The organism is Enterocloster sp. 210928-DFI.2.20, from assembly GCF_020554465.1.
Classification (GTDB): Bacteria; Bacillota; Clostridia; order Lachnospirales; family Lachnospiraceae; genus Enterocloster; species Enterocloster bolteae.
Genome location: NZ_JAJCHK010000039.1, coordinates 1 through 13966 on the forward strand (window position 1 = coordinate 1; position 13966 = coordinate 13966).

A 13966-nucleotide genomic window follows, 5' to 3' on the forward strand; every position below is an offset into this window, starting at 1 on the left:
AGTTCAATGCCAGAGTTTTGCTGGCATGATCACTCAAGATTCCGAGAGATCATATTATATAGTTTTTGCTACACCCCATAAGAAACGAAATACCTTCTCCTAAAATGACCAGTTCCCCGACTGGTCATTTTACTTTTATCTGAAGCTGCAAATTCTCGCGGTTTTATCTGGTTGTCACGGAAATGAATCCCCATTCTCAATTAAAAGTGCACAAAATTAAGTACGTAATTTTGAATAATATACACGAAATAAAGGACGGATCAAAAAAACAGTTGACTTTAAAGTTTGCGGGACTTACAATGTGTCCATGAAATGAATACGTATAATTAACAAAAAATTAACGGAAAAAGGAGGAAAAATTAGAAGAAATGACAAAACCATGGCAAAAACTTGGGGACAATGTAAAAAATGACAACAAATGACAAGAATAGATATCCTTAAAACCATGTTAATCTGTATGTGGTTTTTAAAATGATTCTTTGCATACCAAAGAAATGTATCAAAGTTTATTTTTTTAGGCCAAAACCATTAATACGTATTCATACAAACCGTAAATAAAATAGTAAAAAGGAGAAATAACATGTTAAAGGGAAGAATTGTATCAGGAAAAATAGTGAGCATTTTGCTGGCGGCCACAATGATGGCGGGATGTATCCTGACAGGATGCGGCAGCGCAGAGAGCGGCAGCCTGGAAGCCGCGGACAAAGTGGCAGAAACAGCCAATGCACCTGCCGCCGGAAATGGTGAAGAGGGACCGGGCGGGACTTCTGGAAAACCGGCTGAGGTTTCTGTCATCATTGAAACCTTTGACAATACATTTGCATCTTTTGTGATGAATGCCATGAAAAAATACGAGGAAGAGCATAAGGATAAAATCCACATTACATATTTGGACTCCAAGCAGGATGCCAACACGCAGATCAGCCAGGTGGAGAATCAGATTCTCAACGGCACCCAGGCCATTATCTGCCTGGCAGTGGATGCCAAGCAGTCAGAACCCATTGTGAGGGCTTGCAAGGAGGCGGGGGTGCCCCTTATTGCCTTTAACCGCATATTTGAAAACTGTGACAGTTTTGTGGGTGCGGACGGCGCAGTGGCCGGTTCTCTGCTGGCCCGGTTTACAGGGGAAAAGACAGGAGGAAAAGGCAATGTAGCGATTGTAAACGGAATTATGGGCCAGGAGAACCAGTTTATCAGGCGTGACGCAATTGTAGAAACCTTAGGTGAAATGTATCCGGATATGCAGGTGGTGATTGAAGGCGCCGGCGACTGGAAACGAGACAAAGCGCTTCAGCTTGTAGAGACATGGCTGCAGTCCGGAACAGATATAGATGCAATTCTGTGTCTGAACGATGATATGGCCATGGGTACGCAGCTGGCAGTAGAGCAGGCGGGCAAAAGCGATGATATTATTGTCTGCGGCGTCAACGGGGATCCGGATGGAATCAATGCGGTCAGGGACGGCAAGATTGCTGCCACCGTATTCCAGAATCCCGACCGCCAGGCAGAGGAAGCGCTGGAGGCAGCTTTGCAGTATATTCACGGGGAGAAGCCGGAGAGCAAGATCATGATTCCCTTTGAACTTGTGACAGCGGACAATGTTGATGATTATGTGCAGTATTCCCAGAAGTAGCAAAAATAGAAGAGGGCGCTTGGCAGGCGCCCATCCATTCAGATTTTGGAAACGGACAGAAGGGAGGAAAACAAATGGGCAGTGATACCGGATACATTCTGGAAATGAACCACATAACAAAGGAGTTTCCAGGAGTCAAAGCGTTGAAGGATGTTACCTTTAAGGTGCGCAAAGGGGTGGTGCATGGCCTTATGGGGGAGAATGGGGCAGGTAAATCCACTCTTATGAAAATCCTTCAGGGAATCTATACACCCACATCGGGGACAATGATATTTGATGGAAAACCATTGGAGCTAAAGACAATCTATCATGCCCTGGAAGCGGGGATATCCATGATTCACCAGGAAATGAGCCCAATTCCGGACATGACGGTGGCGGAGAATATCTTTTTGGGAAGAGAACCAAAGAATAAATGGGGATTTGTTGACCACAAACAATTGAATGAGATGACAGCCTGTCTGTTAGGCAGGCTGAGGCTTAAGCTGAGCCCCACCATATTGATGAGGGAACTCAGCGTGGGAAATATGCAGATGGTGGAAATCGCAAAGGCTATATCATTTCATTCCAAGCTGATCATAATGGATGAGCCTACATCTGCAATTGCAGACAAGGAAGTGGAAAGCCTTTTTAACATCATAAGAATGTTGAAGGAAGAGGGCGTGACCATTATTTATATTACACATAAGATGTCGGAAGTGTTTGAGATAACAGATGAGATTTCGGTCCTCAGAGATGGAGAGCTGGTAGGAGGGGACCTGACTGCTGACCTGGATAACAATAAGCTGATTTCTCTCATGGTAGGAAGGGAACTGACGGAAATGTTCCCCAAAGTATATTACGAGCCGGGAGAGGAATTGCTGAGAGTTGAACATTTTTCTGACGGAAAACGGTTCTTTGACGTATCCTTCTGCGTGCATGAGCGGGAAATGTTAGGGTTTACAGGACTGATTGGGTCGGGCAGAAGCGAGCTTTTAGAAGCGGTGTTCGGCCTGCGTCCCCATACGGAGGGCAGGGTATTTATCCGGGGAAAGGAAGTACATATAAGGAATCCGCATGATGCCATCGCCCTTGGCATCGGCCTGCTGACAGAGGACAGAAAGGCCAGCGGATGCTTTCTTCCCCTGGATATCACTGACAATATGATTATGTCGAATCTGGAACTCCAGAAAAAGGGGATGTTTCTGGACTTTAACCGGATTAAGGCCCATACGGAATCCATGCGGGCCAAACTGGCGGTTAAAACACCCTCTATGGAGCAGCATATTGAATTGCTTTCAGGCGGCAACCAGCAAAAGGTTCTGATGGGAAGATGGATGATCAATGCCCCCTTGATTCTGATTGTGGATGAGCCTACCAGGGGGATTGATGTAAATGCAAAGGCGGAAATCCACCGCCTGCTAGGTGAAATGAACAAAAACGGCACTGCAGTCATTCTGGTATCCTCGGAGATGCCAGAAGTCCTGGGCATGAGCGACCGCATTGTCATTATGCACGAAGGCCGCAAGGCCGGTGAGATTGGAAGGGAAGACGCCACGCAGGAGCTTCTGATGCAGATTGCATTCGGGGAAGATGAAGGGAGGAAACATTAAAATGGAAAATAAAGAAAGGGCCGCAGCCAGCCGCTTAATCAAAAAATACAGTATTATACTGATACTGATTGCGCTCATGATTGTTCTGACAATGATTAAGCCGCAGTTTATAAAACCGGGAAATCTTGTGAATATGCTGCGCCAGATATCACTGGTAGGGATTCTCACCATGGGCATGATGCTGGTGATACTGATTGGCGATATTGATATTTCGGGAGGACCGCAGATTGCGCTTACATCCGTTATATGCGCTTACTTTGCCAGCAGGGAATGTCCGCTGGTTCTGGCTTTCCTGATGCCTCTGCTGGCAGGATTGTGCTGCGGTCTGGTAAATGGTGTCCTGACCGCGAAAATGAGGATTCCTTCTTTCATCGCTACCCTTGGCATGATGAGCGTGGCAAAGGGCCTGGCTTTGATTGTCTCAAAGGGCCAGCCTATCAGCGGCATACGGCCTGAGATAGAGTGGCTGGGAAGCAAGAAGCTTATGGGAATCCCGGTATTAGTAATTGTATTCATTATATGTGCCGCAGTGGTCAGCATCATGCTGCAAAAGACGGCCTTTGGCAAGAAAATTTATGCACTGGGAGGCAACCAGGAAGCGGCCAGGGTTTGCGGCATTAACGTTGATTTGACCAGAATCAAGGTATTTCTGCTGATGAGTGTGTTTGCCACCATTTCCGGCATCCTGATTACCGGGCGTGTAAGCTCGGGTTCAGCCACCAACGGAATCGAGTATCACATGGATGCCATTGCCTCCACGGTAATCGGAGGCGTCAGCATGACCGGAGGGTCCGGCAATGTGATGGGCGTTGTGGGCGGAGTGCTTATAATGGGCGTTCTGCAAAACGGCCTGGATTTAATGATGGTATCACCGTATTTGCAGCAGATTTTCAAGGGCGCCATTATAGTAATAGCAGTGGTGGCCGACAACATGAAGAACAGAAGGTAGAAGGATAACTTATGAAGGCATTGGTTATGAGGGCGCCGGGGGAATATGGCGTGGAGGATGTAAAAAAGCCGGTTCCCGGCTTTCAGGAAGTACTGGTAAGAATGCATTCCGTGGCAATCTGCGGATCAGATCCGCCCCTTCTGGCGGGAGAGAGCCTGAAGGACGGACTGCCCGCTTACATGCCTTTTATACCGGGCCATGAGGGAGCCGGCGTGGTGGAAACCGTGGGAAGCGGCGTGACTGATTTTAAACCAGGGGATATGGTGGCGGCAGAGGCCCATCTTGGGTGCGGACACTGCGCCAACTGCAGGATGGGGCGGTATAACCTGTGCCTTAATTTCGGCATCAGGGAGCAGGGGCATAAGCAGTATGGATTTACCGCTCAGGGATGCTATGCCCAATACTGTGTCTATCACATACGGGCCGTCCATCATATTCCCGACGGCCTGACCTGTGAACACGGAGCCATGGCAGATACGATGGCCACGGCCCTTCATGGGATTGAATCAGTGGGAATCAGGCCCGGAGGGCTCACGGCCGTCATGGGCTGCGGTCCGGTGGGCATGTCTGCCATGCTTTTGGCAAAGGCAATGGGCAGCCGGGTTATACTGTGCGGCAGGGGAGACAGGCTGGAACGGGGAAAGCAGATGGGCGTGGATGTGGTTCTTGATTATACGGCGGAGGACATTGGAGAGCGGATTCACAGCATAAGCGGCGGAATAGGGGCGGACCAGGTGATTGAGTGCGCCGGAACAGAATTGTCTTTTCGCAATTGCATCGCAGGGGTGAAGCGGGGCGGAAGGATTGCCCTTTTGTCCTCGCCCCGCAAATCCTCTTACGGGATTGACATGAAAGCCATCATGTGGAATGAACTGACCTTGTGCGGCAGCAGAGGAAATCCCAACAGCCACCAACAGGTGATGCAGATGATGAAAATGGGAATTGCAGATCCGCTGCCCATGATAACCCACCGCTTTGCCCTGGAGGATATGAGAGAGGCGGTTGACGTATTTACACAGCGGAGGGATGGATGCATTAAGGCTCTGATACAGCTGTGATATTACTTTGCGGCAGTGGGAGCGCCTTAACAGGCCCCGGCATAGAACGGTTTTTGTTCTATGCCGGGGTGATTTTTGATTTTCTCCATATTTACTAAATTACTATATTAAATTTGTGAGGCTTGCACAAAAAAAGATAATTTAATAAAAAAAAATTGACAAACAGTTTGAGAGCTTTTATAATGAGTGCATAGAAAGTGAATACGTATTAATTAAATAGATGGAAACAAAAGGCAAAAGCAATAAAAAGCATATAGATGTACTGGGGTTTAATTGCGATAATGCCTAATTTTTACCAATAAAATGTATACGTATTCAGAAAACAATCATACATAATAAGCAGCAGAAAATAATGCGGTGTGCGGAGGGAGGATATATACAAACCATATAAAGTGGAAAGAGGTGAAGAAAGATATGATATATCTGGACAACAGCGCCACCACACAGGTTGACAAGGATGTGGCCATGACTGCCTGTGAAGTGATGACTGAGGTTTACGGAAACCCATCATCCCCGTATCTGCTTGGAAGGGATGCGCTGGGGCGGCTGACAGCAGCCAGGCAGCAGGTAGCCCAGGTCATAGGCGCCCCTACCAGGCAGATCTTCTTTACATCAGGAGGTACTGAGGCCAATAACCTGGCCATCAGGGGAAGCGTCCTGGCTGCCCGGGCAGAGGGGAGAAACAAGGGCAGGATAATTACCACTGCCATCGAACATTCTTCTGTCCTGGAATCCTGCAGGTCGCTGGAAGAGGATGGATACGAAGTGGTATTTATCCGGCCCAGGGACGGGAGGATACAGGCGGATGATGTGATTCATGCAGTGAATCAGGATACTCTGCTGGTGTCGGTCATGGCGGTAAATAACGAGACAGGAGAGCGCCTTCCTGTGGAAGAAATTGCCGGGGGTGTGAAACGGAAAAATCCGGATGTCCTGGTGCATTGCGACTGCGTGCAGGGATTCGGAAAGATTCTGTTCAGCTTAAACCGGATAAAGGCTGACATGGTTACCATGAGCTCCCATAAGATTCATGGACCAAAGGGAAGCGGGGCCATCTATGTGCGGGAAGGCGTAAACGTACGTCCCCTGTGCTTTGGAGGCTCCCAGGAGAGTAAGGTGCGGCCGGGAACCGAGAATGTACCGGGAATCGCAGCCTTCGGCCATGCTTCCTTAAAAGCCCTCCGGGATATACGGGAGAACTGGGAGCATGTAAAGGAACTGAACCTGTATCTGACGGACTGTCTGCGGCAGATGGAGGATGTGGTAATTAATTCCCCTTCGGGGGCGGTTCCTTATGTGCTGAATATATCGGTACTTCCCTTTGCCACGGAGGAGCTGCTTCATGAGATGCGTATGAGGGGTATATATCTGTCGGGCAGCTCGGCCTGCGAAAAGGGGGCCAGGAGCCATGTAATCCGGGCCATGGGCATAGAAGGCCCCAGGGCGGACAGTGTTGTGCGGATTGGCCTGGGAAAAAAGAATACCAGGGAAGAAGTAACTGTATTAGTAGAAACATTAAATGAATTAATAAAGAGAGGGAAATGATTATGAGCAAGATTAATGAAAAGAGTACATTAAATGTAAAGTTGACAGTTAAACCGATTTTATTTACCATGTATCATATACATGCGTATATGGGACCGTGCCGTTACGGTGAGGGATATGCCCTGACAACGGAATCCGACATGGAAGTAACTCAGAAGGAATTCGATATTTTCAAGAAGGAGATGGAGGAAGAAGCGGACCTGCGCAATGTGGAATTCCTGGAGCCGGTGGTTATTTTCTGGAATGAGGATTTCGCGCTTAAGGAGGAACAGATTCAGAAGGCCCTGGAAGACGATGCAAAGACTGATTTCTATTTGATCCGCGGCCTGAGAATTTCTTCCTACTTCGCGGTTGAACTGTCTAAGCGGACAGATAAACCTATCGGCCATACTCCTAATAAATCCGCCATATCCAAATGCGACCATGTGGATATGACTGCCCACCTGTTTGCCGAGGGAAAACCCGGCTATGCATTCCTGGATTTCGAGGAGATGAACCGCACATTTGCAGCCCTGAGAGTAAAGAAGGCTCTGGCCTGCACAAAGATATTCTTCCCCTTAAAGAGCGCTATGCTCACCTTTGGATGTCAGAGTTCTTACCTGAACCTGGAGGATATCACCAGGAAGTTCAAGGTGCGGTTTTCCCATGTGAACTCGGATGAGGTGTTTCAGTGGCTGGACGCACTGACGGATGAGGAGAAGGCAGAGGCAAAAGCGCTGGCCGATAAGCTGGAAAAGGAATCCCAGGGCGTACATATGCCGGCTGAATACATACTCAATGATACGGAGTTTTATGAGACTATTAAGAAAATGATGGCTCATTACGACTGCAATGCATTTACCATCCCCTGCTTCGAGGTCTGCGCCACCAGGGAGCTGAACCGCAGGAGGCTGACCTTCTGCCTGGCCCATTCCCTGTTTAAGGATGAGGGAATCGCCTCTGCCTGCGCCGGCGACGTGGGGTCTGTGCTGACCATCACCATTCTTATGAACATTGCCAGAAAGGCTCCTTACATGGGAAATACCATGGTGTTAGATAAGAACACCAACCAGTGCAGGACTCTTCACGATGTGGCCTGTGCCCAGATGAAGGGTTACGACGAGCCTGCCCTGCCTACGGAGTTCGTTTCCTTTACAATGGATTCATGGGGGACCACCATGCGTTATGATTTCTCCAAGGATAACGGGGAAACGCTGACCATGATTAACATGAGTCCGGATATGAAGAAAATTATGGTTGCAAAAGGCACCATCAATGGATGCGACGACTATCTTACACCTGAATGCAAGCACGCGGTGCGCTACACGGTGAAGGACGCAAAACGGTTCCATGAGTGCCAGAAGTTCGTGGGACATCACTTCGCTCTCGTATATGGGGATTACGTGGAGGAGGTAAAGGCATTTGCAAAGGAATGTGATTTAGAGGTACTGGAAGCATAAGCAGCAGAGGGGACGAAGATGGGAGGAGGTATCTTATGGATAGATGGCGCATAAAAGCAGCCATGGGTCTTGTCTGTATTCTGACGGTGAGCGCGTTTGCGCTCACCGGATGCGCCCAGACGGAGAAATCAGATGTGATCACAATCAGGATTGCCCATGACAATAATGTAAACACACCGCTGCACAAGGCATTTTTGAAGTTCAAGGATCTGGTGGAGACAGGGTCTGAGGGGCATATGGAGGTGGTTATATTCCCGGGGGGACAGATGGGCAGTGTCCAGGATACATTTGAACAGTGCAGGCGCGGGGATATCGAAATGAGCGGCTCCACCACCAGCAACTTTACAAGGGCCATGCCGGAATTCGCCGCATGGGAGAGCTTTTACATGTTTGACGACACGGCCCACGCAAAGCGGGTGTTTGAGAGCGAGGCCGGAAAGAAAATGATGGAGCCCTTAAAACGGATGAACCTTACGGGAATCGGTTATATGGAGCTGGGCTTCCGCAATTTCTCCAACAGCAAGCGTCCCATACAGACTGAGGAGGACTTAAAGGGCCTGAAAATCCGCGGCTATAATCCCCTGCAGATTAAGGCGTGGGAGTCCGTGGGAGTCAACACCACCAGCGTCAGCTGGAACGAACTGTTTACGTCCCTCCAGCAGAGACTGATTGACGGTCAGGAATGCGCCACCACCAGCTTCTATACTGAGAAATTTTACGAGGCACAAAAGTACTGGTCCTTGACCAGGCATGTGTTCACGAATTTCCTGTGGTATGCCAATGAGGATTTCATGAACTCCCTGTCGGATTCCGACCGCGCATTTATCATGGAGTGCGCTCAGGAGGCCATTGATTATAATTGGGAACTGGCGGACCAGAGCGAGGAGGAGATACTTAAGCAGCTTGAGGACGCAGGTTTTCCTGTCAACGACGTGGATATCTCTGTCAGGAGACAGCTGGGCGAGAAAATCAACGCGTCCATTAAGGGCGATATTATAGCCAACTGCGGAGAGGATACATATAACATGCTGATGGCTGCCGTGGCGGCTGAGCGGCGGGAGCAGGGGGAGGAGTAAAATGAAAAAAACATTGAGATGGCTGGATGTGAATTTTGAGGCAATCCTCATGGTACTCTTTTTCTCCTTGATGATATTGCTGGTTACTGTGCAGGTGGTGCTGCGGTTTATCTTTAAAACAGGATTTTCCTGGGGCGAGGAAGTGGCCAGGCTGCTGTTTGTATGGATGTCCTTTTCCAGCTTTGGCTATCTGACCAGGGGAAGCCGCCATGTGCGGGTGGGCTTTTTCAGGGAGCTGTTCCCGGTCCGGACCCAGAAAGCCATTCTGATTTTATGCGATGTCCTCTTTCTCGTATTTTCCGCAGGCGGGCTGAGGGCAATGGTGCAGCTTTGTTCTGACGCATGGCGTTTTCAGGATATGCTGACAGCTGTTCCGTGGAACTACAACGCCCTTTATCTGGCCGGAATGCTGGGCTTCTTTATGATGGTGGTGCGCAACATCCAGATCCTGGTGTGGAAATTCCGGCACTGGGGGGATGATCTGGAACGGTTTGTGAACTACGACGGCGATTATTATGAGAACAACCGGATCTGCTTTGAACCCAAGGTAAAGGATGTCCTGGAACTGGCGGAAAAAGAGGCGGCGGAACTGTTGGAGAAGGGGGAATAAAGGCTTATGGTTGCAATCTTATTGTTCGTATCGTTGATTCTGTTTCTGCTGCTTTCCATCCCGATTGGCGTCAGCCTGGGGCTGGCCTCCCTGACCACCATCCGGACCATGGACTGTATCAGCATGACCACCTTTGTACAATCCATGATACAGGGACTGAATTCCTTTCCTCTGATGGCGGTTCCCTTGTTTACATTTGCCGGGGAGGTTATGGGGAAGGGCGGTATTTCCAGGCGCCTTATAGACCTGGCGAGGGTATTCACCGGCCGGTTTACAGGCGGATTGGGCATTGTGACTATTGTCACATCCCTGTTCTTCGCCGCTATCGCGGGCACAGGCTCTGCGGCCGTGGCAGCCATCGGACTTATCATGATTCCGGCCATGGTGAAGAATGGCTATGACAAGGGGTATTCCAGCGCATTGGTGGCAACCGCAGGAACCGTGGGCGTAATCATTCCGCCAAGCGTCTGTATGGTGGTCTATGCCGTAGCGGCAGGCGCCTCCATCAGCGGCCTGTTCATGGCCGGAATCATGCCGGGGCTTCTTATTGGGGCTGGCCTGATTCTGTACTCAGTATTCTATTCAAGAAGGCATGGGTATAAAGGGGAAGATAAGCGGTATACTCCGGGAGAGATATGGCAGATTATACTGAAGGCCATTCCTGGTCTGATGATTCCTGTTATTATCCTGGGCGGTATCTACGGCGGCGTATTCACACCCACCGAGGCGGCGGCCATAGCAGGCGTGTACGGTGTGATTGTGGGACTCTTTATATACAGGGAGATTAAACCGTCGGACCTGATTTATATTATGTACCGTTCCGTGCTGATGTGCGCGCCGGTACTGCTCATCATAGGCATATCCACCGGCTTCGGACGCATCCTGACCATTACCCAGGTGCCGGTCATGATTGCGGATGCCATTCTGGGACTGACCAGCAGCAAGATTCTGGTGCTGCTTCTCATCAATGTACTGCTCTTGATTGTGGGCACCTTCATGGAGACCAATGCGGCCATCATTATCCTGACGCCCATCCTGCTTCCGATTGTGACCAGGCTGGGAGTGAATCCCATCCATTTCGGAATCATCGTGGTAATGAACCTGTCCATCGGCTTTATCACTCCGCCTTTGGGAGCCAATCTGTTCATGGCCTGTCAGGTGGGGGAGATATCCTTTGATAAGCTGGCGCGGAAGATATGGCCGTGGATCGTGGTCATGGTGGCGCTTCTGATGCTGGTAACATACATACCACAGATATCCATGGCGCTGCCTGAGGCGATGGGAGTGATTTGACAGCAACAGAACCGGATATGAAACAGCGGCTTTGACAAATCAAAGCCGCCGTTTTTGCGTTGTTCTAATCCGCGCTCATTCATTTAACAGAATACGGCCACATTTATGCAGATGCATGCAGGCTATCCAACACGGAGCAGTGAGGCGGAACGCTGCTTAAACAGCGGCGTGTCATGCGGTGCCCCTGGTCTTTAAGGTGCAGGGGAAAAGCGTCAGATTGGTGGATTCCGAGGGCTGCTTCTCTGACAGCAGCAAATCCAATACTCTGTCAATCATGCTGTCCATGGGCTGGACAAAGGAAGTGATGCTGTAGGAGTTGTAGGAAGCCAGCTCTATATCGTCGAAGCCTATGACTGCCACGTCCTCCGGCACCTTCAGATTGTATTCAAACCGGGCGCAGTCCAGGACTCCGGCGCAGACCAGGTCGCTGACACAGAACAGGGCTTTGGGGCATGTTCCTTCCTGCTCCAGAAGCCTTCTGAAACCATCCCTGCCCCCTTCGTAGGTAAACGGGGTGTTGATGACAGAGCAGTCATGAATTCCCCGCTCCTCCAGACGGGACACAAAGCCTCTGCGGCGGTCGTGGCTGGTGGAAGCCTCGTCGTGGCCTCCTATAAAGGCAAAGCTGCGGTAGCCCTTCATGAAAAAGTAATCCGCGCAGTCGCGCCCTGCCTGTACGTTGTCGCAGCAGACAGCCTGGATTCCAGGGGTATTCATATAGCGGTTAAACAGAACCACAGGAACCCCGAAGTCCACGCAGGTATCGGCCAGATCGGATGTCAGGGTCACGGATGTGATCAGGATGCCGTCCACCCTGTACTGCAGGATTTGATGGATTAGGTCCTTCATATGGCCTTCATCGTCCAGATAAAAAAACAGGATCTGCTTGCCCATGGAGCGCAGCCGGATAGAAAGCTTGCTTAAGACCGTTGCGTAGAATGGATTGGTGGTGTTCTGCATAATGACGGCCACAATGTTGGTGCTGTTGGATATAAGACTCCTGGCAATCGCGTCAGGGGCGTATTTTAAGGCGCTGGCAGCGTCCAGAACCCGCTGGCGCGTAGATGGATTCATCTTCGAGGCGGGATTGAAGGCCCTTGATACGGTGGCCTGGGATACGCCGGCCAGCTTTGCCACGTCGATGGAGGTATTGTGGCCGCGCCCATTTGCGCGCTTGCCGGTATTCTGGATGCTGTCGCCAGAATCAGAGCTTTTCATAAGAAAAATCCTCCTTGGTGTGCTGAATATGTGCGGTAACCGCACTGAATATAGTTAACAGTACCATAAATTATGGTTATTTGCAAGGTAACAAAGGGAAAATATGGGTGAATACGATTTATAATGCAACAGCTGCGTTGCAATTCAAAAAGTACCAAAGAGAAATTGTTAGAAGTGTACAATAAATGTAATGATAGTTTGAGTAAAATAACTAAAATACTTAAAAAGTTAAAAAATACATTGACGAACAGGCGGCATTGGGAATATAATGAGTTTACAAACAAATGTATACGTATTCAAAAACGGCAAAAAACAAAGTTGTATATTCCGAAAAACAACAGTTTTAATACTTTAAGTTAAAAAAACGGAAGATACAGCTTAAATATAAAAATAAAATGAATAGGTATACATAATTGGAAAATACAGATAAAAACAAGTAATCAGGAGGAAAAACAGTGGGCAATACAGTATTGATGCGCGGTGAAACCGTGACTGCGTTTACGCAGGAATTATTCCAGAAGGCCGGAATGAGCGAACCAGATGCGAAGTATCATGCAGAATGTCTTGTAAATACCAATTATTGGGGAATTGATTCCCATGGCGTGATTCGGGTTCCGGCTTATTTTAAGAGAATGTTAAATGGGGCCATTAACACCAACCCTCAGATCAAGGTGGTGCGGGGCGAGGGATGCCTTGAGGTCCTGGACGTGGACGCGGCAGCCGGATTCATCGGCGGCAGGGCAGGTATGGAGCGCGCCATGGACCACGCTGCTGTAAGCGGCATAGCGGCCTGCGGCGTCATCAACAGCAACCACTTTGGAGCAGGCGCCCTCTATGTCCGCATGGCGGCTGAGCGGGGCATGATTGGAATTGCCATGACCAATGTAAAACCTCTGATTGTGGCTCCGGGAGCCAGTGTTCCGGTGACAGGAAACAATCCCATTGCCTTCGGCATCCCTACATACGGCGAATTCCCATTTGTGCTGGATATGTCCCTTTCCGTGGTGGCCGGCGGCAAGCTTACCCTGGCAATCAAGAAGAAGGAAAAGATTCCTATGGACTGGGCAACTGATAAGAACGGCCGTCCCACCGATGATCCCCAGGCAGCCTTTGACGGATATCTGCTGCCCATGGGCGGACACAAGGGATTGGGCTTATCCTATGTGGTGGACATATTATCCGGCCTGATAACAGGAGGCGTTTTCTCGAAGGATATGAAGAGCATGTACGCCAATCCCAAGGACCCAAGCCTGACCGGCCATTTCTTTATCGCCATGGATATCTCCAAGATTATATCAAAGGAACAGATGAAGGAGCGCATGGCGCAGTTTAAGGACCAGCTGAAGGCAACGCCCATGTGGCAGGAAGGGGCTCAGATGCTTCTGCCGGGCGAGATTGAGTACCGTAAGGAACAGGAGAGACGTCAGAACGGTCTTCCTATTCCGGTGACCACCTACGAGGAACTGGCAGAGCTTAAGAAGGAATATGACATCCAGGCTCCGCTGACCATAATCCAAGAGTGATTTATCTGAACACATAATATAAGGAGAGGATAC

General features: G+C 49.5%; 11 protein-coding genes. 10 read left to right on the forward strand and 1 reads right to left on the reverse strand.

Translation table 11 applies throughout. The annotated features are described in order from the left end of the window. The first annotated feature begins 580 nt into the window (after positions 1 to 580). From LI015_RS24015 to LI015_RS24055, 9 genes are all read left to right on the forward strand, one after another. Positions 581 to 1633: a substrate-binding domain-containing protein gene (locus LI015_RS24015; protein WP_227126512.1), complete on the forward strand. Its 1053-nt coding sequence runs from the start codon at positions 581 to 583 to the stop codon at positions 1631 to 1633. 74 nt (positions 1634 to 1707) lie between these two features. Next, positions 1708 to 3222, forward strand: coding sequence for a sugar ABC transporter ATP-binding protein (locus LI015_RS24020; protein WP_002567233.1), 1515 nt, complete (start codon positions 1708 to 1710; stop codon positions 3220 to 3222). Between the two features lies 1 nt (position 3223). Further along, positions 3224 to 4171, forward strand: coding sequence for an ABC transporter permease (locus LI015_RS24025; protein WP_002567234.1), 948 nt, complete (start codon positions 3224 to 3226; stop codon positions 4169 to 4171). A gap of 11 nt (positions 4172 to 4182) precedes the next feature. After that, positions 4183 to 5229, forward strand: a complete 1047-nt coding sequence (locus tag LI015_RS24030; protein ID WP_227126513.1) for a zinc-dependent alcohol dehydrogenase — start codon at positions 4183 to 4185, stop codon at positions 5227 to 5229. Between the two features lie 414 nt (positions 5230 to 5643). After that, on the forward strand, positions 5644 to 6774 hold the full coding sequence (locus LI015_RS24035; protein WP_117625868.1) for a cysteine desulfurase family protein: 1131 nt from the start codon (positions 5644 to 5646) through the stop codon (positions 6772 to 6774). A 2-nt stretch (positions 6775 to 6776) separates the two neighbouring features. Then, complete coding sequence (locus tag LI015_RS24040) at positions 6777 to 8213, forward strand: hypothetical protein (RefSeq protein WP_002567237.1); 1437 nt, start codon at positions 6777 to 6779, stop codon at positions 8211 to 8213. A 35-nt stretch (positions 8214 to 8248) separates the two neighbouring features. Further along, positions 8249 to 9289 (forward strand): TRAP transporter substrate-binding protein, encoded by a 1041-nt coding sequence (locus tag LI015_RS24045; RefSeq protein ID WP_002573482.1) that lies wholly within the window; start codon positions 8249 to 8251, stop codon positions 9287 to 9289. Between the two features lies 1 nt (position 9290). Beyond that, entirely contained in the window at positions 9291 to 9899 is a 609-nt protein-coding gene (locus LI015_RS24050) for a TRAP transporter small permease (RefSeq protein ID WP_002567239.1), read from the forward strand. Between the two features lie 6 nt (positions 9900 to 9905). Then, positions 9906 to 11192 carry a TRAP transporter large permease gene (locus tag LI015_RS24055; protein ID WP_002567240.1) on the forward strand — a complete coding sequence of 429 codons (1287 nt, stop codon included), beginning with the start codon at positions 9906 to 9908 and terminating at the stop codon, positions 11190 to 11192. A 171-nt stretch (positions 11193 to 11363) separates the two neighbouring features. Here the strand turns inward: LI015_RS24055 and LI015_RS24060 are convergent, their stop codons facing one another. After that, positions 11364 to 12410, reverse strand: coding sequence for a LacI family DNA-binding transcriptional regulator (locus tag LI015_RS24060; protein WP_002567241.1), 1047 nt, complete (start codon positions 12408 to 12410; stop codon positions 11364 to 11366). Positions 12411 to 12865: 455 nt separating this feature from the next. Between LI015_RS24060 and LI015_RS24065 the strand changes: the two genes are divergently transcribed. Further along, positions 12866 to 13933, forward strand: a complete 1068-nt coding sequence (locus LI015_RS24065) for an Ldh family oxidoreductase (RefSeq protein ID WP_227126514.1) — start codon at positions 12866 to 12868, stop codon at positions 13931 to 13933. Positions 13934 to 13966 lie beyond the last annotated feature (33 nt).